The organism is Verrucomicrobiota bacterium (assembly GCA_037139415.1).
Lineage (GTDB): Bacteria > Verrucomicrobiota > Verrucomicrobiia > Limisphaerales > Fontisphaeraceae > JBAXGN01.
The window spans coordinates 34,377-58,592 of sequence record JBAXGN010000002.1 but is presented as its reverse complement, the minus strand read 5'-3'; the positions used below and the strand labels follow the sequence as shown (position 1 = coordinate 58,592).

The following is a 24,216-nucleotide window of genomic DNA, read 5'->3' as shown; positions in this document are numbered from 1 at the left end:
CGGGAGAGAAAGATGGGATGAGTGGGGGCTGCGCCTACCGTTTGCCCTTGGCCACGAAGTTGTAGGTGCCGGAACCGATTTCGAGCAGCACGACGTTGCCTTCCTGGCCGCGCACTTGGACGCCTTCGGCCTTGTCCAGAGGCTGGCGGCTTTCGGTGACGTCGGCCGCGCTGGCGGCGGGGATATGGACGGTGGCGGTGGTGTTCACCGGGATGGTCACGCGCAGTTCAAATTGTTCCCTGGTGTTTTTCCAATCGGTGGCGATGCGCCCGTGCTGGCTGTCGTAGTGGGCGCGCACCCAGTTGATGGGCGTCTGGTCCGGGTTGCTGCCGGGCGTGGGCGGCAGGGGGCGGATGAGGATTTTGCGGAAGCCCACGCCGTCGGTGTCAATGCCTGCCAGGGATTGGAACATCCATTCGCAGACCGCGCCGAAGGAGTAGTGGGAGAAGGAGTTCATGGCGGCGTTCTGGTTGCCGCCTGCGCCGTTGAAGCCGTGCTCTTTGGTGAAGCTGTCCCAGCGTTCCCAGATGCTGGTGGCGCCGTTCTCGACTTCGTAGCCCCACGAGGGATATTTGCGGCTTTGGAAAAGGCGCACGGCAAGGTCGTGCTGGCCGTGGGCGCTGAGGGCGGGCAACAGCGGCTTGGTGCCGAGGAAGCCGGTGGCCATGCGGTGGCCGTTCTGGGCGACCCGTTCGGCGAGGAGCCGCGCGGCGGCTTCATAGGACATGCTGGGGCGCAGGCCAAACATGATGGCGAGGGCATAGGCGGTCTGGGTGTTGATCTTCATCCCGCCGGGGACGTTGTAATCGTGGTAATCGCGGCTGAATTGGGCGGCGACTTCCACTTGCAGGCGGTAGTAGTCGTCGTATTCCTTTTGTTTGCCGAGGGCCTGCGCCATTTGGGCCATGAGGTCGGCATCCCACTTGAAGTAGGCGGCGTCAATGAATTCGATGGGCGTCTTTTCATTTAAGTTAAGCCAGTCGCCCCAGGTGTTGGCGTCCGGTTGCTGGTAACCCTTGCGGTCCGGCGAGACCCGCTGCCGCCAATCCATGAACTTGACCATGGAATCCCATTGGCGCTCGATGATGCGTTTGTCGCCATACACTTTCCAGAGGGTGTACGGCACGATGATGCCGGCATCGGTCCAGGCCGCGGCGTAGGCTTTGCCGTGCTGGAACGGCCAGGGGCAATAATCCGGGTAAGCGCCGCTGGGCAGTTGCGCCTCGCGCACTTCGCGCAGCCACTTGCTGTAGAAGGCGGCGACATCCGCGTTGTAGGTGGCGGCGCGGACGTAGATTTGGGCGTCGCCCATCCAGCCCTCGCGCTCATCCCGCTGCGGGCAATCGGTGGGCAACTCGACGAAATTGGCGCGCTGGGTCCACACGATGTTTTTGAACAGGCGATTGGCCATGGGATCGCTGCACTCGAACTGGCTGGTCAGCGGAGTGTCGCTGTGCAGGACAAGGCCGGTGATGGCGTCCAGCTTCGGTTTGCCGGGGTAACCGGTGACCTCGACGTATTGGAATCCGTGCGACGTGAAGCGCGGCATATAGACTTCGCCCTTGGAATCGCCCTTGAGAATATAATAATCCGTGGCCCGCGCCTTGCGGAGATTCTCGGTCATCAACCGGCCATCCGGATGCACCATTTCGCCGTAGCGCAGCTTGATCTCCGTGCCGGTCTTGCCTTTGACCTTCAAGCGCACGGTGCCCGCAAAGTTCTGGCCGAGGTTGAAGATGTACACGCCGTTGGTGCGAGCGGTCACGGTGAGTGGCTTGATCTCCTCGATGAGGCGCACCGGATCGGTGGGATACGCCTCAACCTTGGCGGGCTTAATGAAACCCAACTCGACCTCGCGCTGGCGCTTCGCTTTGCCCGAATCAGCGGATTCGTAAAAGGTGGCCTTCACGCTGCCGTTGTCACCGGCGCGGATGGCGGGCACCCATTGATGATCGTCAAAGCCGGGCTTGGACCAGCCGGGCATTTCCTGGCGGGCATCATAACGCTCGCCCATCAGCAGATCGGCCTCGCGGAAGGGGCCCTCGCTGGTGACTTTCCACGTCGGATCGGTGGCCACGGTTTCCAGCGTGCCATCGGCGTACTCGACTTCAAGCTGGGCGAGCAGCGCGGGCGTCTTACCGTAGATATTGCGGCCCGTCTGGTTGGGTCCGTAACCGACGAGCAATCCGTACCCGACATACCCGGCGTACCAGCCATCGGCCACGATGGCGCCCACGGCATTGGGGCCGTTTTGCACCAGCGCGGTCACATCGTAAGCCTGGTAATAAACGCGCTGGCGGTAATCCGTCCAGCCGGGAGCGAAGAACGCCTCCCCTACCCTCTGCCCGTTCAATTGCAGTTCATAGATACCAAGAGCCGTCGCATAAATGGTGGCGCGCCGCACCGGTTTCGCGGCATTAAACTCCTTGCGATACTGACGGGCGGGCGGCAACAGCAGATTCTGCCGGTCGGCATGCACCGGCGAATTGTCGCGCACCGAAATGAATTCCGCCGACCAATCGGCCGGCTGCAACAAACCCATGGTCCAAAAGGCCGGCGCACTCCACTCGGAAGCCTTATCCGCGCGATCCCAGAGCATCACCTTCCAATGATATTTCTGGCGCGCTGCCAACGGCTTGCCGGCGTAGGTTACCTGCGTGCTTTGATCGCCGGTGACTTTGCCCGAGTCCCAAAGATCCCCCTGATTCTGTTTTAGCAAGGCGAGGGAGGACGCCACCAACACCTGATAGGCGGATTGCTTCTGGGCGCGTTCCTTGGCGGTGGCGGCCCAACTGAATCGCGGCAGGGGCTCGTCTAGTCCCAGCGGGTTGGCGCGGTATTCGCACCGCAATTGAACGGGCACCAAAGCCGCCGGGACATTCAACCCCAGAGCGACGAGCAAAATAACAATCGCCAATTTATATTTCATAATAAACACGTCATGAAAACCGGGCGAAGCCTGCCGGGTAGAACGGTAAAACTCAAGGCAAACATGGCGGCTCACGATCGAACGGACGGCGTACCGTTTTTAACCGGCGGCGCACAGTCGCACAAACTCTGCTTCATCCAGAATCCGGACGCCAAGCTGTTGGGCTTTCTCTAGTTTGGAACCGGCTTCCGCACCGGCGAGAACGTACGTGGTCTTTTTGCTGACGCTACCGCTGACCTTCCCACCGAGCGCTTCTATTTTCGCGGTCGCTTGTTCGCGCGTCATGGTGGGCAGGGTGCCGGTGAGCACAAACGTCTTGCCGGCGAATGGACCCGCCGGGGCGGCGGGGCGGTAAAGCTCGGATTTGAAGTTCAAACCCTCCTGGCGCAAGCGCTCGACCAACTCACGGTTGCGGGAATCGCCGCTCCACTGGACGATGCTGAGCGCAATCACATCGCCGATGTCGTCTGCTTCCAGAAGTTGGTTCGCCCCCGCTTGCAGGATGGCGTCGAGCGTGGGAAAGTGTCGGCCCAACGATTTGGCCACGCCGGCCCCGACGTGCAGGATGCCCAAGCCGAAGAGCAAGCGCCAGAGATCGCGCGCTTTGCTGGCGGTCACGCCCGCCAGAAAGTTGCGGGCCGACTTCTCGCCCATGCGTTCCAGGGTCAACAGTTTTTCTTCGGTAAGCGTGTAGATATCCGCCACATCGCGCACCAGGTTACTGCGGACGAGTTGCGCCGCCAGCACTTCACCGCCGCCCTCAATATCCATCGCCCCACGCGCACACCAATGTTCCACGCGCCCGCAGAGCTGCGCCGGGCAATCGGGATTGGGGCAACGCCAGACCACCAGTTCCTCGCCCGCCGTGGTGCCACGGGTCGCCTTGCTGCCACATTCGGGACAGGTCTTTGGAAAGATAAAGTCCGACTCGCTGCCGGTGCGTTTCTCCGTGAGCACGCGCACGACGGCGGGGATGACTTCACCGGCCTTTTCGATCACCACAAGGTCGCCCACACGAATATCTTTACGCCGCAATTCCTCCTCGTTATGCAAGGTGGCGCGGGCGACCGTGCTGCCCGCCAGAAAAACGGGTTCGAGTTCCGCTACCGGCGTCAGTGCGCCGGTGCGCCCGACTTGGATGGTGATGGCTTTCAGACGGGTGGTGGCCTGCTCGGCCGCGTATTTGTAAGCCATCGCCCAACGCGGCGCCTTGGCGGTCGAACCGCAGCGCACACGTTGCGCAAACGTGTTTAACTTGATGACCGCGCCATCGGTCTCGTAGTTAAACCCCTTGCGGACGGTATTCAGCTCCGCAATGGCAGTCATCAATTCCTCCACGGAACGGCACCGCCACGTGCGCTCGGGCGTCTTAAAGCCAAAACCCGCCAGCCAATCCAACATGGCACTTTGAGTATCCGGCATTCCCCCGCCCTGCACTTCGCCAAGGCCGTACAGAACGACATCGAGCGGGCGCTTGGCCACAATGCGGGGATCGAGTTGTTTCAGGGAACCAGCGGCGGCATTGCGCGGATTGGCAAAGGTTTCCTCCCCGGCCTCTTCACGCTCGGTATTCAGTTTGGCAAAACCATCGCGGGTCATATACACCTCACCGCGCACTTCAATGACAGCCGGCAGGGACCCGCTTTCAGGCAGATTGGTTCCACCAAATAAATCCGGCTCTGGCTGAGCGCCTCGTTTTTCGAGGGGCACTTCCCGCAACTTAAGCGGAACGCTGCGGATGGTCTTGAGATTGGAGGTGATGTCGTCGCCCGTCGCACCATCGCCGCGGGTCGCGCCCACCCGCAGCACGCCGTGCTCGTAACGCAAGCTGACGGCCAAGCCGTCCACCTTGGGTTCCACGATCCATTCCAGCGATTCCTCCGGCAACAGCTTTTGCACGCGATTGACGAATTCGCGAACCTCCGGTTGCGAGTAGGTATTGTCCAGGCTCATCATCGGGATGGCATGGCGATAAGCAGGAAATTCGCTGACCGGTTTGCCGCCCACCCGTTGACTGGGGGAATCCGGCGTGGTTAATTCGGGATGCTGCTGCTCCAACTCCAGTAACTCACGATAGCGGCGGTCATACTCCTGATCGGAGATGACGGGCTTGGCGAGCACGTAATACGCGTGATCGTGCTGGCGCAACTCCGCCGCCAGGGCGGCATGTCGGGATCGAATGTCAGCCGGTACCATGGGAAAAGTTTAGCGTCGCCAACGGCGTTTGGGAAGGGGCAAAAACAATCGCGCGCTTCGCGAGGCGCTGCTTTGCCGAGGGTGCTTGCCGGCTTACCGACTGGGTTCCCGCCGCAACTTATTCAAGGCCAGACCGAATATCTCCCGGGTCGAACCGAGCTTCAGCCAGGCGGAGAGTCCAAAGTAAGCGCCCGCCGCCAGGCTGGCCGGCACAAACACTAACCCAAGCCGTTTCAAAAGGCTGAGGTGTCCCCAATGCGCTTCCCAGAACCAAGCGGACAGCCACGCCACGCCCCCCGCCAGCACCGCCAGCACCAGCAACCAGGCAAATTGGCGCTCCAACTCGACGATCTCAAATTCCTTCAGTTTTTTGCGCAGGGCGAAAAATAACAGGGCCACATTGCACGTGGCGCTGAACGTGTTCGCAATGCCGAGGCCACCCTGCCCCAACGGAATCACCAGCGCCCCGGCAAAAACGAGATTCAGCATCAGGCAGACGACGCTGATGAGCATGGGAGTCCGGGTATCGCCCAAGGCGTAGAACGCGCGCGCCAGAATATTGACCAGCGAGAAGGCCACCAACCCCGGTGCCAGGCAAGCCAGGGCGAACGCGGCGCGTTGCGTGGCCAGCGGGCCGAATTGCCCGCGCTCAAACAAGAGGCGGACGATAGGTTCCGCCAGTACCAGCAGCAATACCGAGGCCAGCAAATTGATATACACCAGGTGATTTACCCCTTGCCGCAGTGTCGCCTTGAACTCCGGATACTTTTTCTCCGCCGCCAGCCCGGAAAGCGTGGGCAGCAAATACGTGGCGAGCGAAATGCCGAAGACCCCCTGCGGCAATTCCATCAGGCGCACCGCATAATTGTACGAAGCCACAATCATCGGGTCCACGCAGAAGGAAAGCGCCTGCGTCAGCAGGATGTTGATCTGGAACGCGGCCACCCCCAGCATCCCCGGCACCATCTGCGTCACCACTTTTTTCACCGTCGGGTTTCGCCACGGTGAGACCCACTCAAAAGCGTAGCCCTCCCGGCGCAGCGTGGGCCATTGGAACAGCGCCTGCGCTACTCCAGCCACCAATACGCCCACCGCCAGCCCGAAAATCTGCGTCTCCAACTTATCCCCGAACCGCGGTGCCACCCAGAATACCGAGGCGATCATCACCACATTCAGCGTGGTGGCCCCCATGGCGGGGATAAAGAAATGGCCGCGTGAATTTAACATGCCGATATACACCGCCGCCAGGCAGACCAGCAACATATACGGGAAGATCACTCGCAGCAGCTCCAGCATCAGGCGCGTCTCCGCGTTGAAATGGAACCCGTGCAGCGCCACGGTGATCCCCAGTAGCACCAATCCGACGATTACAAACGCGGACACCAGCAGTCCGGAAATTACTGCGTTGGCGGCGCGCCACATTTCCTTTTCTCCCTCGGTTTTCTCCTTTTCTTTGAAGATGGGGATGAACGCGGCGGTCAGCGCCCCTTCCCCCAGCAGCCGGCGGAAGAGGTTGGGGATGGTGAAGGCCAGCGTGAAGGCCCCCGCCACCCAGCCATCGCCCATGAACCGGGCATAGGCTATCTCACGCACCATGCCGAGAATCCGGCTGGTGAGCGTGGCCGCGCCCAAGGCGCCCGAGGATTTTAGCATCTGCGACATCCGGGAACCTTTAGTAAGTCAAGCGCGCTTGCACTGTGTGCGAATGGCATTCCATATCGGCGCGGGACCTTCGCAATATTTGCGCCGGGTCGCAAGCGCAAAGCAGCGCAAAGCAGCCGGAAGCAGAGTGGCGCAGGGCTGCATCAAGCGCGTTGGTGCGTTACGAATACTACGAGGTGGGCAGGGTCTGTGGTTCCGTACCCCCTCACCTGTTTCCTCTCCCTCGGGGAGAGGATTTTCATTATCCGGCTGAGGGAATCGGCTGAATCGCTTCACTTGCTTGCGGGTAATTCCGCAGCCATGGGAACCCCCGAACCGCCGCTTCCAGCTTGAACCAAACCGAGCTTGAGGCAGCCCTGAGAGTGGCGGCCCAAACCGGCTTGCATTCGCGGTTCGGTTTGCAATTCGGATGAACGTAAACCCGTCAGGTTTGGCTTGCTTGCCGGGAATAACCCGCTATATCCAAACCGAATGATGAACCCTGTTATATTTACGCAGTGCCAGGCTAATCCGCAAGGATGCGCCCGGGTAAATCCGCAATCAAAAACGGTTTCGGTATTCGGCTTTCTCCCGGTCCCTTCACCAAACTGCCTGGGTCGCTTCGCCGCCCATCTACTCCTGTGCATCGCCGCCATCCAACCGGATACCCAGGCGGGCGAAGCGGCGGCGGAGGCGTTCCGCCCAATCGTCTATGCCACCGAGCAGGCCAAAAAAATCCTCCAGTGCGATGCCCAAGGGAAGGTCGTCTGGGAATACCCGGCGGAGATGGCCCGCGATGTCTGGCAGTTACCCAATGGGAATGTGTTGTTTTGCTATAATGACCAATACAACTCCAAGTCGAACAACAACCCCAGCGGCGTGCTGGAGGTAACCGTAGCCAAAGCGGTGATTTTCCACTTCAAATCCACCGGCCAGGTTTGGTCCTGCCAACGGATGGCGGATGGCCAGACGCTGGTTGGCGCCGCCAGCCAAGGCAAACTGCTGATCGTCAACCCCACGGGAACGGTCACCCGGGAAATCCGGCTGAAGAGCCCGGGGGGGCACAGTTGCATTCGCAACGCCCGGGCATTGGCCAACGGACACTTTCTGGTGGCGGAAGAGGGCGCTAAAACCGTGCGGGAATACGACCTGGAGAGCAAGATTGTCTGGGAAAAAACGGTGGAATTTCCCGTCTATTCGGCAATCCGCCAGCCTAATGGCAACACCTTGATTTGCGGCAAAACCGCCATTCTGGAAATGGACCCGGACGGCCTGGTCCAATGGAAGATTCAGGCTCAGGACATTCCCGAGATCGGGGTGCGCTGGTTTGCCGGGATGCAACAACTGCCAGACGGCGGCATCTTTGTGTGCAATGCGGGCGGCAAAGTTCCCTTCGTGGAATTCGGGCCGGATCACCGGGTCCGTTGGCGCGCCCCTGCCGGTCTGACTTTCCCCATGGGACACGGCATTCAGCGCCTGGATATTCGCGGCGCGCCGTTGAAATAGCCCGGCTTTTTCCCCGCACCATTGATTGCAAATTCGCCGGGGCGTGGTATGGGCAGCCCAACGATGAATCCCCGCTTCACCTCGCTGTCCCAAGGCGTGCCAGTGATGGGGTTACTTCACCACCATCGCGGTGAATGGCGCCACATAGGCCTGAAGGGAAACCAGTATTCCCATGAGTACCGCCAAGGCGATGCTATGGAAAAACACGTAACGCAAGATGCTGTCTTCATGGCCGTACCAATTGGTCGCCGTACTGGCGACGACGATGCTTTGGGCGTCCACCATCTTGCCCATAACACCGCCCACACTGTTGGCCGCTCCCATGAGGATTGGGCTAAGACCAGTCTGTTCGGCGGTAATTTTCTGAAGACTGCCGAAGAGAACGTTCGACGAGGTATCCGAGCCAGTCAAGGCCACTCCCAGCCAACCGAGCAACGTCCCGAAAAACGGATACCACGCCCCCGTTCGCGCCAGGGCCAGGCCCAGCGTGGCGTCCGTGCCGGAGTATTTGGTCACGTTGCCCAGCGCCAGCATCGCGGTAATGGTTAGCAACGAGTAGCGAACCCGCCAGAGTGTCTCCAGGTAAACGCGGCCCAACTCGCGCACCGAATAGCCCATCGTCAACCCGGCGATCACAGCCGCCAACAGAATGCCCGTGCCGGTGGCGGAAAACACGTTGAGCTTGAACTCGGCAGCTTCCGGTTTGGTCGGTTTCTCCGGCGTCGGCTTGGGCACGACCGGATAGGTGCGAACCACGGCGTTGTGCAGGTAAGGCGCGGGTATCTTTGGCGATAGAATTTTATCCAGCCCCGCTTTTACCTGTGGCAGACTCCAGCAAAGGATGCACCCAGTGAGAATACCCCAAGGCAGCCAGGCTTGAATGATCTTTTTCCGGTCGGGACCCCGGGCCGCGCCCGCCAATGCCTCACCTGTTTGCCCAGCGTGAGCACCCGCTGCCAGATCCGCTGGCAGTGGTTCAGCCGTGCCATTATTGAATCGCCACAGCGTCTTCGGCTCCCAAAACCGCAGCAGCACCACCATCGCCGCAATCGAGCAGGCGCCGGAGACGATGCCCACCAGCCATGGGCCGTGAAAGTTGGCCACCAGAAATTGCGGCACCGCGTACGCCAGCCCAGCGGTCAGTGCCGCCGGCCACACCCCCAGCATCCCGCGCCAACCCACAAAGGCGGCGACCACCCAGAACGGAATCATTAATGAGAAGATTGGCAATTGTCGGGCCACCATCTGCGAAATCAGCCGAGCATCCATGCCCGTGACTGCTTCCAACGTCGTGATCGGAATCCCCATTGAGCCAAAGGCCACCGGTGCCGTATTAGCGATCAGCGCCAACCCCGAGGCGTGCAGCGGCTTGAACCCGAGCTGAATCAGAATTGCCCCGGTGATCGCCACCGGTGCGCCGAACCCCGCCATGCCCTCCAGAAACGCCCCAAAAGAATACGCGATCAAGATCACTTGGATGCGCGGATCGGGCGCCACCGTCGCCAGACTGTCCCGCAGCACATCGAACAGCCCGCGCTTGACCGTCAGTTGATAGAGAAAGATCACATTGAGGATGATCCAGCCGATCGGAAACAGGCCGAATGCCCCGCCATAAACCGTGGCTGCCGCTGCCGCGCTGACCGGCATGTGATACACGCCAAGCGCAATGAACAGCGCCACCGCCAAACCCACGCCCGCCGCAAAATGAATGCGGATTTTCAGCAATGCGATCGCCCCCAGCAAAATCACAATCGGCAGCGCGGCGATAAGCGTGGAAATGATCACATTCCCCGCCGGGTCGTAATTTTGGGTCCAAATCATAATGGCTGGCGTCATAAAACCGGCAAACGTGCCCCATGACAAACCAAATCTTTCGCAATGCCGTTAATTTACGGCTTGGGCATTCCAACCTCTGTTCTGGCATCCATCTCCAACTGGCGGTGAGCCCTAGTGGGCGCATCGCAATATCAGTTTTTTCTTGTCAGGATAGCTCAGGAGGGATATGGTAAAGCGAGCGTCATGCAATAGAGATAACGGTATTGCATCAAACGTTGTTCGGCCCAAACAACTTTTACGAAGACGGAAATTAAAAAACGATGTTAGTGACACAACGAATGCGTGGATTGTTCAGCCTATTCACCATCTTTCAGGTGGGATTGGCGGGGACTCTTTTTTGGCTGCATTACTGGGTGATCAGTGAGTTTTATCGCGATATACCGTTGCCGGATCGCTATACCGGGTATTTTATACTGGCGATGGGTGGTTTGCTGATGGAGGCCCTACTGCGGTATTTTAATGAAACGCGCATCCTCCACCTGGCGTTCGCACAGGCACATCGCATCGCCATTCGTCAGGCCATCACGGTAGGGGCATTGGGGATCATCTTTCTGGTCGCCAAAAAGGAATTCGCCATCTCCCGTTTGTTCCTGTCCACATACGTCGTGTTAGTGTATGTCGTCCAAGTATGGGCTTGCGTTTTCATACCGCCTTTGCTGGCACGTTGGGCGTTTCGGAAATCCGCGCAGGAAAACACCTTGTTGATGGGTTCGCCGCGCCGGTTGGAGGCCCTCCATTCATGGTTGGAACTAAAGCGCACTTTGGGGATCAATCCCGTTGGTTTACTCACCACTCAATTGGATTCCCAGGCATCGCTGGTACCGGTGCTCGGCAAACCGGAGGATTTGGAGCAAGTGGTTCGGAAACATAAAGTCACCCAGTTGATCCTGCTCGAATTTCCCGCGATGACCGAGGCACTACGCACGATTATGGGCTTATGTGAAAACTTGGGAATCCGACTGGTGGTAGTGAGCGATCTGGAGGAAAAATTTCATCACCCAATCATCTACAAGAATGACGATGGGGTGGCGTTGTTGGGGGTGCGTGATGAAGTTTTGGAAAATCCATTAAACCGGGTGTTAAAGCGTGCATTTGATCTGGCGATGGCATTGCCAGTGGTGGTGCTGGTGCTGCCGCCAGTCTGTGTTTTGGTCTGGTTCCTGCACCGGTTGCATTCACCCGGTCCGTTGTTTTACCGGCAAACCCGCGCCGGGTTGATGAATCACACCTTCAGCATCTGGAAATTCCGCACGATGCATGTGGATAATCCCAGTGAGGGCAGGCAGGCAAGCGCAGGCGATGCGCGGGTGTTTCCCTCAGGCCGTTGGTTGCGCAAATTCAGTGTGGATGAATTGCCCCAGTTTCTCAATGCGATAGATGGCTCCATGAGTGTCGTGGGGCCGCGCCCGCATTTGCCGGAACACAACGAACAGTTTGCCAGCGCCTTGAGCAATTATCATATTCGCGCGTTTATTAAACCGGGCATCACCGGACTGGCGCAGGTACGCGGGTTCCGCGGCGAAACCAAAACGGAGGAACAAATCCGCCGACGAATACTATCTGATATTGACTACCTGGAAAATTGGTCGCTGGCCATGGATTTGAACATTGTTTTGCGGACCACTTGGCAGATGTTTCGCCCCCCTCCCTCGGCGTATTGACTTTACCACGCGAATTGCAGTGAATTTTGCACGATTGTCTTGCCAATCTCCCCGCTGGCCCTCTCAATAGCACGGTTTAAATGAAACAGCCGAGTTTAACGGTCATATTTTTCACGGTCTTTATTGACCTGGTGGGGTTTGGCATGGTGGTGCCGCTGTTGCCGGTTTACGGCAGCAAGTTCGGCGCCAACGGCCTGATGATTGGCCTGATCATGGCCAGCTATTCGCTGATGCAATTCATCTTCGCCCCCCTCTGGGGTCGACTTTCGGATCGGATCGGGCGTCGGCCAGTGCTCCTGGCCAGTACGGCGGTGGCCAGCGTCTCCTACGCAATTTTTGGGCTGGGTTCAGAGATGACCGGGTCGTTGGCATTGGGGTTGTTGCTGGCCTCCCGTTCGCTGGCGGGAATATGCGGCGCGAACATTTCAGTCGCCCAAGCTTACATTGCGGATATCAGCACGCCTGAGGATCGCTCAAAAAAAATGGGCATGATTGGCATGGCGTTTGGTCTGGGTTTTATTTTCGGGCCCGCCATTGGGGCGGTGAGTTTAAAATATCTGGATCACGCCGGACCGGGTTGGGTGGCGTGCTGCCTTTGCGCCCTGAACTTTATCATGGCCTGGTTCATTCTGCCGGAAAGTTTGAAGCCGTCCCATGAAAATGCGCCCCAGCGGCCGCGTGTCGCCCAATGGTTGCATACGATGCGTCACCCGCAAATCGGTCTGCTGATTGCGGTATTTTTCATGGCTAATTTTGCATTCACGTGCTACGAGACCACGCTCGGGTTGCTGGTGGGTAAAAACTTTCATCTTGATGTTGAGACGGCGGAATACGCCCAAACCATCGCCATTTTATTCGCGTACAGCGGATTTATCGGAGCCTTGGTGCAGGGGGGGACCATTGGCCGGATGGTAAAACGGTTTGGCGAACCCCGGGTGATTGCGTTCAGTTTGCTGCTGGTCACCCTGAGCATGGCTCCCTTGCCGTTTGTCACAGGTAACTCCATGCTGACCATGAAGACCTTGTTTAGTGGTAACGGATTCAGTTGGTGGATGCTGTTGTTGCTGCTTGGCCTCCTGGCGATTGGCGCGGGCATGACACGCCCACCGCTATTTGGGTTACTCTCCATTTTGACGCCGGCGAACGAACAAGGCGCCACCTTGGGTGTCGCGCAAAGCATGGGCAGCCTGGCGCGAATCATCGGCCCGATACTGGCAGGATTGATGTTTCAAAAACACACTGCGCTTCCCTATGTTTCCGCCGCGTTGCTGAGTCTGGTCACCGGCATTATTACTTGGATTTGGCTGACGCGACAGGTAGAGAAACGAGCCATTCCCGATCGTGCTCCCGGAGACACTGTGCCATAATGCCCAGTGGAACCGCCCGGGGTTATTCAAAATTGACGCCCGATTTCAAAGGGTGGCCAGCTAAAAAATCCTGCGCGCCAAGCCGCCGTCCGCCCTCGCGTTGAAGCACCTTGACCCGCAGGCTTTGTGATCCACAAGCAACCAAGATACCAGTTTTATCTGCGCTGATGATCTGGCCAGGCATGGGACCACCAACTTCCGCTAGCTCCACTTCCCAGATTTTAACCAATTTCGATCCCGCTTCCTCCGGTAAAGTGCTGTAAAGCCCTGGCCAAGGCGTGAAGGCTCGGAGTCGGTTCCAAATATCCCGGGCGGGCTGTTGCCAATCAATCCGGCCGTCCTCCTTGGTGATCTTTCGGGCGTAGGTCACCCCTGCAACCGGTTGTTGGTTCAAAGCCAAGTTGCCGGCGACATAATCCGGAATCGTACGCACTAACAATCCAGCCCCGATTTGCGCCAACCGATCATGCAATGTTTGCGCGTTATCCTCTGGGGCAATACCAGTTCGCTCGGTGGCCAGCATCTCTCCGGTATCCAAACCCGCATCCATTTTCATGAGGGTCACGCCCGTCTCAGGGTCGCCAGCTAGAATGGCCCATTGGATGGGGGCGGCCCCGCGCCAGCGGGGTAACAGGGAAGCGTGAACATTTAAGCAACCATGTTTGGGCAAATTCAAAATGGCGGGCGGCAAAATCTGGCCGTAAGCAGCCACCACAATCAGGTCCGGGGTAAGTTCCCGCAATTGTTGGATGAACGCCTCATTCCTGGCGCGTTCCGGCTGCAACACGGGCAGGTTAAGTTCTCGCGCCAAAGTTTTTACCGCCGAAGGTTGTGGCCGCAAATCCCGACCTTTGGGGCGATCTGGCTGAGTGACGACCCCCGCCAGATTAAACTGGGGATGCCTCGTCAACTCACACAGGCTGGTTGCCGCCAAGGGGGCAGTGCCCATGAAAACAATCCGCAACGGATGCTCCTCCGGTGGGGGGATGGACGGCAAACTCACAGCGGCGCGTCTTTGTGTTTCAGGATTACTTCGGTGATTTCCAGATAGGGAATATTGACATCCATCGTGGCTTCACCCTGTTCCACTTGCAGAAATATTTCATTGACCTCCACCTTGGATAACCGGGTGCCTTGGTATTCACCGCGCGCGGAACGAATGATGATTACCATATCTTTCTCCAGATCACTCCGTTCCAACTTGAGGAAGTCGGCCAGTTTTGATTCAAAGAAACGGCGGTTAAAAATAAATTGTCCCTTGGTATAGTTGATCGTCGGTGGAAATTCGGACACAACCACTTCCGCCTCCGCAGGGGTTTCCTCGTGATATACCTGTTCAGACGCAATTTCCTCAGGCTGTTGAGCTGCCAAGACGGCGGCCGCCTCTGCATCCAGTTCTTCAGGGCTTTTTATGCGCGCCGCCGGGATGGCGTAAAACGCTAAATTCCCCAGAATGGGGGCAACTACGGCGAAACCGCATACCAGCCAGGCTGGCCGGTTTTTAAAAATCGCGATTTCATACGCCGCATAAATATTCAGCCCAAACATTAATCCCAGTAGGATCAGGGTCACCGGCGAGGCAAACAGGGCTGCGGTCTTGGCCGCTGGTTTCTCACCCCGGTCCAGTGGCACCTCCAACGGGCGGACAGTAATTTGTCTGGCCTGGCGTTTTTCCTCTCGGATTTGTTCCACCGGTCTTTCGATCATTTCCTCAGGGATGAATTTTCGGGCGTCCGGATTGTTCGCCAACCGGTTCACCGTGGCCTTGTCCAGATCCTTCCATTTCACCCGGTCGGTGAATCTTCCATCCTGTTTGAGCATGACACCATCTTTGGCAAAGGTGGATTTGCTGACTTCACCAGTCTTGGTGCTGCCGTCTTTCAATGTTAAGGTTTCCGTGGCAGCCATGGCCGCCACGCAAAACAGCGTAAAAGCAATTATACCAATGATACGTTGCATGTCGGGATATTTTCTAGCAAAGAGTGCTTGGGTAAAGCAAGCAATGAGTCATCGCAATTGGGTTCGGTACGTTTCCAAAATGGCCGCCGCCAGCACCGCAAAGGCCTCAATTGTGGGCTGAAAACTGGACTCAAAGGCTTTGATGCGCCCAGTGCGTGCCTCGCGGGCATTGATGAGTTGCAGGACGCCAATGACCTGTTGCCGTTGGTTTTTCAGCGGAATGGTCAAAAATGATTGAGAGTGGTAGCCAGTCTGCGTGTCAAAGGCGCGCGTGCCGGAAAAATCAAAACGTCCGGTTTGGTATGCATCCTCCACATGAATGGTCTGCCCAGTAATAGCGGCGTAGCAAGACACGTATTGGTGATTCGGCTTGCCGGCATCATCCCGCAGGCGCAAGGGGGCAAACGTGATGGGCTTGCCCGTGCTGCCACCCATGTTGAGATCCATCATATCATTGCGCACGAGCAGGAATTTCAACTGGTCATCGTCCGTGCGCAGGTAGATCGTGCCGCCTTCGCAATCGGTCAGGCGCATGCTTTCCACCAAGATGGTTTCCATTAACTTGCCCGGATTGGGTTCGCAGAGCATCCGGACCCCCAAGGGAATCAAACTGCTGACCAACAACTCGGCTTCCTGCTTCTCCTTCAACACCAACTCGTGAGCGGCTATTTTCTGGTCCCACAATTGTTTGCGCTGAATACCGGCCTGCACCCGCGCCCCCAGCCATTCCGGGTTGATCGGCCAGACCAGGCAATCCTCAGCGCCCAGTTCCACGCAGCGGGCAGTCGCAGTCGCATCTGCCTTATCCACAATGACAATCAGTGGGACCTGCCAGGCGGTCTCGGAATCCCAGATGCCATTCAACACGGCCAACACAGCGTCGTTGACGCTCTCCACCGTGAGAATCATTAGATCAGCCACTGTGATTGCCTTGACCGCCTCGTCCACATTGGGTGGAAAAAGTATTTGATACCCGGCGGCCTGCAATTGCCCAGCGAGTTCATGCTTGTGTTCGTCGCAGTTGCCGGCCAGCAGAATGGCGGCGTGCGGCTCATGGCTCTCAACTGTCCGTGTAGCGTTGTTTTCCATAAGTGGTAGCATGGTTATGCGCGCAGCGGCTAATCCAGCCAGCGGCGGGTCAACGGCTCATAGGCGTCAATGCGCCGATCGCGCATAAACGGCCAGTGCGTGCGGGTCAACTCGACCTGTGCAAGATCCACCGTGACCAATAAATTTTCCTCCCGATCCGCGCTGGCTTTGGCCAGGATTTGGCCGCTGGTTCCCGCGACAAAGCTCTGGCCCCAAAACTCGATGCCGTCCCCGCCGGCGGGCTGCTCGTGGCCCACCCGGTTGACAGCGGCCACATAACAGCCGTTGGCCACCGCGTGCGAGCGTTGGATGGTCTCCCAGGCATCGTGCTGGGCCGCGCCCGCCGCCGCTTTTTCGGACGGATGCCAGCCAATGGCCGTGGGGTAAAACAAGATTTGCGCCCCCTGCAAGGCGGTCAGGCGCGCGGCCTCTGGGTACCACTGATCCCAACAAATCAACACCCCAATCCTGCCATAGCGCGTCGGCCAGGCGCGAAAACCCAGATCGCCCGGCGCAAAATAAAACTTTTCGTAGTATAAGGGATCATCCGGGATATGCATCTTGCGATAGCGGCCCAGCAGCGAACCATCGGCGTCAATAATCACCGCCGTGTTATGATAGACACCCGGTGCGCGTTTTTCAAACAGGGAGGCAATGACCACCACCCGCCGCTGGCGCGCCAATTTCTGGAACGCCTCCGTGCTGGGACCGGGGATGGGTTCGGCCAGCTTGAAATGGGCGTAATCCTCACTCTGGCAGAAATACTGGGAACGGAAGAGTTCCTGAGTGCAGATGATTTGCGCGCCAGCTTTGGCAGCCCGTTCAGCGGCCGCCAAGGTTTTCGCCAGGTTTTCCCGTGGATCTGCGGAACAAGCCGTTTGCGGCAGTCCCAAGGTAACTTCAGAAGCGCGACGTTTCATGGATATTAATCCAGTTGATCAGTACCAAAACGGTCCACGACCAGCGTGTGGCCTTTGGTTTCGTCTTCGCGCGACACGTGCTGGCCAAACAAGTCACGAATATAACGGCCCAAGGTTTCATTGGTTGGACCATACCCGGAATGGTAGATATAGTGTTCCAAGTTAAACAACAATTCATCGCCCGTGGGATAGCGCTGCGCCAAATCCCGCGCCAGGGATTTCTGCAAAATCTCATTCAGCCGGGCATCTACCCGGGCGTCCAAAGTGCAAAAATCCGGGATCGGCATGGTCAGAATACGTTGGCGGGATTCTTCGGCGGAGTCAGCCTTGAAAATGTTGTGGCCAAGCAGCAGGCTGGCGAGGACGACACCGGCGGAAAAGAGATCGGACCGTTTATCCGTGATTTGAAAATCAGCCTGTTCCGGGCTCATGTAATCCGCCTTGCCGGCAATGACTTCACCTTCGTTATCCGCCAAAAAACCACGCGCTTTGGCGATGCCAAAATCCGTTAGTTTCACGTCGCCCTCAAACGCGATCATAATATTCTTCAGACTCACATCACGGTGGACCAATCCCAGCGGATGACCCTCCCGGTCCGTTTTGGCGTGCGCATACGCCAACCCGCGAGCGATCCGGCTGACGATAAACACCGCCAGTTCCACCGGAAGCTTGCGTTCCTTATCCCGCAATTGGTTGGTGAATTGCTCCAGGTTCACGCCCCGGATCAACTCCATGGCAATGAAATACACCCCCGCTGACTCGCCCAAGTGGTACGTCTGAACAATGTTGGTATGAATCAGGTCCGCCACCAGTTTGGCCTCGCCCACGAAATTCTCGATGAATGACTTCTGCTTGGCGTAATTCTGGCGAATAACCTTGATGGCCACGCGTTTGACAAAACTGCGTGCGCCATGCTGCTCCGCCTCATAGACGATGCCCATCCCGCCTTCGAAAATTTTTCGGACAATTTCGTAGCGGAACTCGCTTTGTATGGTGAATAACGAGGCCACGCGCGCAGTGTGCTGCCAGTTCAGCGGCAAGTCAAGCGCTTAAACCGAGTTCCGGGTTATTTTGTGATGAGTTTTTCATGGTGTTTTGCGGTGAATTGCCGTTGAATTGCATCCGTTGATGCATCCGGCCCGACATATCTCATCGCCCTCCGGCAGGGTCTCCATCACGACCATTGTGCTCGTGGTGTTGCTGCTGGTTTGTGGTGGCGTGGCGGTCTATTTCGGCTGCTGGTGGGCGGATAATCGCAACCGGCTCCAGCCGCCAACTCCGATTCAGGTCAGCGCCAAACTGCCGGGCCAATCCCAATCCCAACCCAGTCCAACCACCGTTCCCGTGGAAAAGTGGCTGGATTACGCGGGGCTTCCCCGCCCTGTCGGCTATCCCAATGCCATCACGGTGCTCACCAATATCGGTTATCTGTCCGGGTACGATTCCGTGCGAAAAAACCCCGCGTGGGTCTGTTATCACCTATTTCAAGTCACCACTGGCACTGCGCACCCCCGGCCGGCGCATTTTTTCAGCGACCCGCGCACCGGCGATACCGTGCTCCCGGAAATGTACTCCGGCAGCGGCTATGACCGGGGACACATGGCCCCCAACCACGCCATCGCGGTCTGCTATGGCGCGGCCGCCCAGAATGAAACCTTCCTGATGTCCAATATCGTTCCCCAGACCCCGGCGTTGAACCGTCATGTCTGGGAACGGATGGAGGAGCTGGAGTACAAACAGTACCTGTTGCGTTTTCATCATGTCTGGATCGTCACCGGCCCTGTTTATGGCGCGGAAACCCGCCGCCTGCGCAACGGGCCGGTCGTACCCACGGCCTGCTATAAAATCATGCTGAACGAGGCGGGTGGCAGCCCGCAGGCACAGGCGTTTATTGTTCCGCAAACAGTCTCCGGTACGGAGCCCGTCGCCCAGTTCGTCGTCAGTGTGGCTCAGGTGCAACAGACCACCGGCCTGGAATTCTTCTGGCAGCTTGACGAACCGGTGAAGACATCGCTCCGACAGCGGATGCCAAAAAATGTTTGGTGACAGCTCATTCGTGATTGACTCCCTTGGCTAAATCCTTATCCTTCCCAAAAACGCAACATACAAATTATGAGAATCGGCATTAATACCTTTTTATTTACGTTTCCGTTCACCAACGAAAGCGTTTCCTGGTTCAAGACCTTTAAGAAGTGGGGCTTTGAAACCGTGGAGATCGCGGTGGACGATCCGGCCAACCTGGACTTCGCGATGATCAAGGCGGAATTGGATAAAGCCGGGCTGAAGTGCGGCACGCTGTGCGGCTGTTTTGGCCCGGATCGCGATTTGCGCGGCACGCCGGAGCAGCAGAAGATTTCCCTGGAATACATGATGAAGTGCATTGACGTCATGGGCGTGCTCGATTGCCCGCGCTTCATCGGGCCGGTGTATTCCGCCGTGGGCCGCATCGGGGGCGCGGAACCCGCCGAATACAAGCAGCAATGGAAACTGGTGGTGAAGAACCTGAAGACCATCTGCAAATACGCTGAGAAAAAGGGCAAGGTCATTTGCATGGAACCGCTGAACCGGTTCGAGACCGACTTCATCAACACCGTGGATCAGGCGTTGCAGATGGTGAAGGATGTCGGCAGCCCGGCGCTCAAGTTGCACCTCGATACCTTCCACATGAACATCGAGGAGAAATGCCAGGGCGAAGCCATCCGCAAGGCGGGCAAACACCTCGGCCACATCCACGCCTGCGGCAGTGACCGCGGCACCCCGGGCAACGACCATATCTGCTGGGATTGCATCGCCAAGGCCCTCAAGGCGGTCAAATACGATGGCGACGTGGTTATTGAATCTTTCACCAAGGATGTCAAGATCATCGCCAAGGCCGCCGCCATCTGGCGCCAGATCGAGCCCAGCCGCGAGGAAATCGCCACCAAAGGCTGTAAGTTCCTTAAGAAGGTGCTGAAATAGCACGGAAGCGAAAGGCGAGCCAGTTTAAGGCCTGACCCGGCAACCGGTCGTTCGGGAGGGGGCTGAACACCGGAAAACGCCGGTGGCCCAGTTCGGCCCGGAGCGATACCAACGAGTTGGCGGCAGGTGGAAATCTGTAGTTCCGTACCCCCTCATCCTAGCCCTCTCCCTTGAGGCTGATCATTACCCATAAGTCCTGTTGCTGGACGCCGCCGGTTTGAACATCTGCGAGAAGACCTGCCAGTCCTGAGCGATGTCATCTAAGCGCTGCAGGCCCAGCCACAGCGTTTTAGTCCCCGGCTCGCCATCGCCTTTGCGGCCCAGGAAGCCGCCCAGTCCCGCCACCATCCGCAGGGCCTCCCGCAGCGTCGGCGGCTGCGCTGGCGGCACCGGATCTTTGCGGATAAATCCCACCAGCGCCTGCCACTCGAGCTCTTCAAAATACACCGTGCAGGGTACGTCGGGCGTTTCCCGCCCCAGCTTGGCCAGGTGATAGATCCGCCACGCCACCACCAAGTCAACCGCCAGACAGGCTTCAATGCGGTCGGCGTGTCCCAGTTGGCGCGTTTCGATCTGACAGCCGCTTGAGCGTGCGATGAAACACTTCGATGCCCCACCGCCCCTACGGGGCGTCAACGCGCCCCACGGGGTAAACAAGGGCTAATTCGGAACTGCGGTTTTCTTAGCCAAAGGCTTGCAAACTTACTTTAGTTGAAATAGTTTGAACGTTCGAGATGCTTTGGCGTCTTTAATTTAATAGCGAGGCTTGAACTCATTCGCGGCGGCTTCCGTAGCGTTCCCGAATAAGCAAGGGCCGGAAACATATTTTACGGACTGTGATACCCATTTGTCTATTTGCGGAGATGGAATTGCTCTTCATCTGGCGTCAGGCGACGCTGGAAGCGAAGTGCATCATCGTTTTTTTGGCCATCTTTTCCATCGCTGCGTGGTCGGTGATGGCGGCGAAGGCGCTACAAATGCGCCGCGCCAAGAAACTCAACACCCTGTTCGAGGCGGAGTATAATCGGCAGACCTCGGTGATGATGATTTACGACCGGCGCGTTCAGGCGGAGGGTTGTCCGATGTTTTCCGTCTATAATGGTGGATGCACGAGTTTGGACGCACAATTAAAGACGCCGGAAGCCGGGCGAAAAAAGTTTATTTCGCTCAAGGCCATGGAGCATGTGAAACGGGCACTCGAAAACAAGGTGGCCGAGGAATCCTTGAAACTGGAGTCGGGCCTGATCCTGCTGGCCATCGCGGTCAGCGGCGCGCCGTTCCTGGGATTGCTGGGCACCGTCTGGGGCGTGATGAGCACGTTCACGCACATTGCCATGAAAGGCGAAGCCACCCTGGCCACCATGGCCCCTGGTGTCGCCGCCGCGCTGATCACTACCGTCGCCGGCCTCTTGGTCGCCATCCCGTCCATGTTTGGTTACAACTGGCTGGTACACAATTTGCGCACCATCACCGTGCAAATGGACAATTTCGCCCAGGAACTGGTGTCCCGGATGGAGAACGAATACCTGGAGGAAAAGTAAACCGCCAGGAGGTCGGACAAAATTTGACTTTGAGCCGGTTTTGATGGATGGTGAGGAAACTTATTCGATGCGCCGCTTTTCGCAAAAAAACTTTTTGGTGACGCTCAGCGAGATCAACATCACGCCGCTGTTGGATCTGGCGTTTGTGCTGTTGATCATTTTCATCATCACCACGCCGCTGCTCGAGCGCAGCATTCGCCTCAACCTGCCGGCGGGCGGCCGCAACGAGCAGCAGAAACCGACGAAGAACGACATCCGCACCCTGGAAATCGCGCCGAATGGCCAATACCGTCTGCGTGGGCAAACCATGCCGCTCCAGCAAATCGAGACGGAACTGGCCCAGGCGTACCGGGCAAATCCTAATTTAATCATCTACATCCGCGCGGATGAGAATGGGCCGTACAAGCACGTGGCCTCCGTCCTGGACATGTGCGAGCGGCGGGGAATCACCCGCCTGTCGCTGCGCACCCAACCGGACCGGCATTGAACGCATGGACCGAATCCAAAAAAAATGTTTCCTGTTTTCGGCCGCCGCCCACGGCTTATTGCTGCTGTGCCTGCTCGTCGGGGCGGCATTTTCCTGGTCGTCCAAAGAGACACCGGAAACGACAACTTCCACCACAATGCTCAATCCTGCTGACATTGAAAGCGTCCTGAAAAGTGGTTCGTCTCCCTCTCCTGGCCCTGCCCCAGTTCCGGTGCCAGCACCTAGACCCACACCAGTGGCAACGCCACCAGCTCCCACGCCGACTCCACCAACGCCCAGACCCCCGACACCCGCCCCGGTGGTGCGAACCCCTACCCCTCCTCAGCCGGAACCGCCCCGCCCCACGGCCCGAGTGCGAGAACCGGCAACGGTTGTGCCAGTGCGTCCAGATGGCATTTTGAAGCCCAACAATCGAACCAATATTGCGGATAGTGGCCATAAGACCCCCAAGGTCAATACCACCATGATCACTCGTCCGCCTAAGCCTGGCCCCCCAACTACCACCCGTACCCAAGTGGCGGATGCCGGACATACCCGGGATGATCGCAAAGATGCGTTTAACCGGGTACTTGGTGATCTCAAGAACAACATTGGCGGATTGCGCAGCAGCGAGCCGTTCACCTTTGACTCCGGCAGCGGCATCGGAGGGAACTACTTGCAAGTAGTGCTGGGCATTTATGATGAGGCGTGGAACCCGCCCAGCGAAATTGACGATGATAATTTAATCGCCACGGTCCGCGTGAAAGTGGCGCGCTCTGGACGGGTAATCTCCGCCTCCATCACCAAACGTTCGGGCAATACGCTGATGGATCGTTCCGTGCAGCAGGCCATCGAGGCCGTGCAGGAAATCAAACCTTTCCCGTCCAATTCCAAGGATATCGAGAAAAACTTTAAAATTGATTTCAACCTCAAGGCAAAGCGAGCATCGGCATGAATTATTTTATCCGTACCCCCATTTTATTCCTCACCCTCCTGACGTTGGCTTCCGTGGCGCAAGCGCAGACGGAGGAAAGCGGTACGATTAGTAAAAACGTGGATCCCTCCACAATCATCCCCATCACGGTTTCGGGTTTCTCTGGCGAGGTGGATATCACCCTCAAGTTCGACCTGGAAGTGATGGGGTGCGTGTTGGTGGATGAACAGAAATCGCTGTACACCGTATCCGGCACCTATAACGGACGGCTGGAAGGTTTCCTGAACAGCACCAAAGGCAAGTCGCGCATTTTTGGCAAAGCGTACTCCGGCAACTCCCCGCGCACCGAGGCCCATGCCTTCGCCGATGACATCATCCAGGCGCTGCGCAACATCAAAGGCATTGCCCAAACCCGGATGGCGTTCAAATTTGAGCGTGGCCCCGTGCGAGAAATCTTCATGGGCGATTATGACGGGCATAACCTGGTGCAGATCACGCACGACCAGTCCAACGCCAATGCGCCCACTTGGGGGCCCGGGCAGCACAGCATCTTTTACTGCTCGTACAAGCAGAACTACCCGGCAATTTATTCGCAGGAACTGAGTTCCGGAAAGCGCGCAATGGTGGCCGGCTTTGGCGGCTCGAACATTTCCCCGGCGGTATCGAGCAATGGCCGCGTGGCGATGATTCTCAGCAAAGGCGGCAGCCCGAACCTCTATATCTCCGATGCGAGCGGCGGCAACCTCAAGCAGTTGACCAACACGCGGGAGGGTGAATCCTGCCCGTGCTGGTCGCCGGATGGCCGCACGATATGCTTTGTCTCGCGCTCCAGCGGGCGCGCCGCGCTGTACACCATCCCCGCCGCCGGCGGCCAGATGCAGCGGCTCAGCACCGCCGGCGTGCTGAATGCCACCGAGCCGGATTGGTCGCCGGATGGCAAATACATTGTTTTCACGTCGCAGATGGGCAGCTTTCAAATTTGCGTGATACCGGCCGCCGGGGGCGAGGCGAAGGTGTTGACCGAAGGCCAGGACCCCTCGTGGGCACCCAACTCCCGGACCGTATTGTATGTGAAAGGACTGGAACGAGGCAACGGGCGACTTTCTTTGCTTGACGTACCAACAAAACGCACCAAGGATTGGCCGTCACTTTCGGGAAGTGCTTCCCAGCCTGCTTGGGCGCGGTAAATAACTTTACGAAACGACTGAATACT

General features: G+C 57.9%; 19 protein-coding genes. 9 read left to right on the top strand and 10 right to left on the bottom strand.

Annotated features, from left to right (window positions below):
* Window positions 1-34: 34 nt before the first annotated feature.
* From WCO56_00675 to murJ, 3 genes are all read right to left on the bottom strand, one after another.
* Window positions 35-2,929: a family 78 glycoside hydrolase catalytic domain gene (locus tag WCO56_00675; protein ID MEI7728056.1), complete on the bottom strand. Its 2,895-nt coding sequence runs from the start codon at window positions 2,927-2,929 to the stop codon at window positions 35-37.
* Between the two features lie 99 nt (window positions 2,930-3,028).
* Complete coding sequence (ligA, locus tag WCO56_00670; GenBank protein MEI7728055.1) at window positions 3,029-5,125, bottom strand: NAD-dependent DNA ligase LigA; 2,097 nt, start codon at window positions 5,123-5,125, stop codon at window positions 3,029-3,031.
* A 93-nt stretch (window positions 5,126-5,218) separates the two neighbouring features.
* Window positions 5,219-6,787 (bottom strand): murein biosynthesis integral membrane protein MurJ, encoded by a 1,569-nt coding sequence (murJ, locus tag WCO56_00665; protein ID MEI7728054.1) that lies wholly within the window; start codon window positions 6,785-6,787, stop codon window positions 5,219-5,221.
* A 471-nt stretch (window positions 6,788-7,258) separates the two neighbouring features.
* Between murJ and WCO56_00660 the strand changes: the two genes are divergently transcribed.
* Window positions 7,259-8,272 carry a hypothetical protein gene (locus tag WCO56_00660; protein ID MEI7728053.1) on the top strand — a complete coding sequence of 338 codons (1,014 nt, stop codon included), beginning with the start codon at window positions 7,259-7,261 and terminating at the stop codon, window positions 8,270-8,272.
* A 111-nt stretch (window positions 8,273-8,383) separates the two neighbouring features.
* On the opposite strand, the gene WCO56_00655 is transcribed toward WCO56_00660, so the two are convergent.
* Window positions 8,384-10,093, bottom strand: coding sequence for an L-lactate permease (locus WCO56_00655; GenBank protein MEI7728052.1), 1,710 nt, complete (start codon window positions 10,091-10,093; stop codon window positions 8,384-8,386).
* Between the two features lie 275 nt (window positions 10,094-10,368).
* On the opposite strand from WCO56_00655, the gene WCO56_00650 reads away from it, so the two are divergent.
* Window positions 10,369-11,769: an exopolysaccharide biosynthesis polyprenyl glycosylphosphotransferase gene (locus WCO56_00650; GenBank protein MEI7728051.1), complete on the top strand. Its 1,401-nt coding sequence runs from the start codon at window positions 10,369-10,371 to the stop codon at window positions 11,767-11,769.
* Between the two features lie 80 nt (window positions 11,770-11,849).
* Complete coding sequence (locus tag WCO56_00645) at window positions 11,850-13,136, top strand: MFS transporter (protein ID MEI7728050.1); 1,287 nt, start codon at window positions 11,850-11,852, stop codon at window positions 13,134-13,136.
* 22 nt (window positions 13,137-13,158) lie between these two features.
* On the opposite strand, the gene fmt is transcribed toward WCO56_00645, so the two are convergent.
* The 5 genes from fmt to WCO56_00620 are packed head-to-tail and all read right to left on the bottom strand — an operon-like array spanning window position 13,159 to window position 18,144.
* Window positions 13,159-14,139: a methionyl-tRNA formyltransferase gene (fmt, locus tag WCO56_00640; protein MEI7728049.1), complete on the bottom strand. Its 981-nt coding sequence runs from the start codon at window positions 14,137-14,139 to the stop codon at window positions 13,159-13,161.
* On the bottom strand, window positions 14,136-15,095 hold the full coding sequence (locus tag WCO56_00635) for a hypothetical protein (GenBank protein ID MEI7728048.1): 960 nt from the start codon (window positions 15,093-15,095) through the stop codon (window positions 14,136-14,138). The genes fmt and WCO56_00635 overlap by 4 nt, the downstream gene beginning before the upstream one ends.
* Before the next feature lie 48 nt (window positions 15,096-15,143).
* Entirely contained in the window at window positions 15,144-16,184 is a 1,041-nt protein-coding gene (locus WCO56_00630) for a GAF domain-containing protein (protein ID MEI7728047.1), read from the bottom strand.
* 29 nt (window positions 16,185-16,213) lie between these two features.
* Window positions 16,214-17,104: a carbon-nitrogen hydrolase gene (locus WCO56_00625; GenBank protein ID MEI7728046.1), complete on the bottom strand. Its 891-nt coding sequence runs from the start codon at window positions 17,102-17,104 to the stop codon at window positions 16,214-16,216.
* Between the two features lie 5 nt (window positions 17,105-17,109).
* Window positions 17,110-18,144 carry a serine/threonine-protein kinase gene (locus WCO56_00620; protein ID MEI7728045.1) on the bottom strand — a complete coding sequence of 345 codons (1,035 nt, stop codon included), beginning with the start codon at window positions 18,142-18,144 and terminating at the stop codon, window positions 17,110-17,112.
* A gap of 88 nt (window positions 18,145-18,232) precedes the next feature.
* On the opposite strand from WCO56_00620, the gene WCO56_00615 reads away from it, so the two are divergent.
* Both WCO56_00615 and WCO56_00610 read left to right on the top strand, forming a co-directional pair.
* Complete coding sequence (locus WCO56_00615) at window positions 18,233-19,150, top strand: DNA/RNA non-specific endonuclease (GenBank protein MEI7728044.1); 918 nt, start codon at window positions 18,233-18,235, stop codon at window positions 19,148-19,150.
* Window positions 19,151-19,216: 66 nt separating this feature from the next.
* Complete coding sequence (locus tag WCO56_00610; GenBank protein ID MEI7728043.1) at window positions 19,217-20,062, top strand: sugar phosphate isomerase/epimerase; 846 nt, start codon at window positions 19,217-19,219, stop codon at window positions 20,060-20,062.
* 183 nt (window positions 20,063-20,245) lie between these two features.
* On the opposite strand, the gene WCO56_00605 is transcribed toward WCO56_00610, so the two are convergent.
* Window positions 20,246-20,719 carry an IS4 family transposase gene (locus WCO56_00605; protein ID MEI7728042.1) on the bottom strand — a complete coding sequence of 158 codons (474 nt, stop codon included), beginning with the start codon at window positions 20,717-20,719 and terminating at the stop codon, window positions 20,246-20,248.
* Between the two features lie 179 nt (window positions 20,720-20,898).
* On the opposite strand from WCO56_00605, the gene WCO56_00600 reads away from it, so the two are divergent.
* The 4 genes from WCO56_00600 to WCO56_00585 all read left to right on the top strand — a co-directional run bounded on the left by WCO56_00600 (window position 20,899) and on the right by WCO56_00585 (window position 24,190).
* Window positions 20,899-21,603, top strand: coding sequence for a MotA/TolQ/ExbB proton channel family protein (locus tag WCO56_00600; protein ID MEI7728041.1), 705 nt, complete (start codon window positions 20,899-20,901; stop codon window positions 21,601-21,603).
* A 97-nt stretch (window positions 21,604-21,700) separates the two neighbouring features.
* The gene (locus WCO56_00595; GenBank protein ID MEI7728040.1) at window positions 21,701-22,090 is read left to right on the top strand and encodes a biopolymer transporter ExbD; all 390 of its coding nucleotides are present in this window, start codon (window positions 21,701-21,703) and stop codon (window positions 22,088-22,090) included.
* 373 nt (window positions 22,091-22,463) lie between these two features.
* Window positions 22,464-23,024, top strand: coding sequence for an energy transducer TonB (locus tag WCO56_00590; protein ID MEI7728039.1), 561 nt, complete (start codon window positions 22,464-22,466; stop codon window positions 23,022-23,024).
* Window positions 23,021-24,190: a hypothetical protein gene (locus WCO56_00585; GenBank protein ID MEI7728038.1), complete on the top strand. Its 1,170-nt coding sequence runs from the start codon at window positions 23,021-23,023 to the stop codon at window positions 24,188-24,190. Before WCO56_00590 ends, WCO56_00585 begins: the two co-directional genes overlap by 4 nt.
* The last annotated feature ends 26 nt before the right edge of the window (window positions 24,191-24,216 follow it).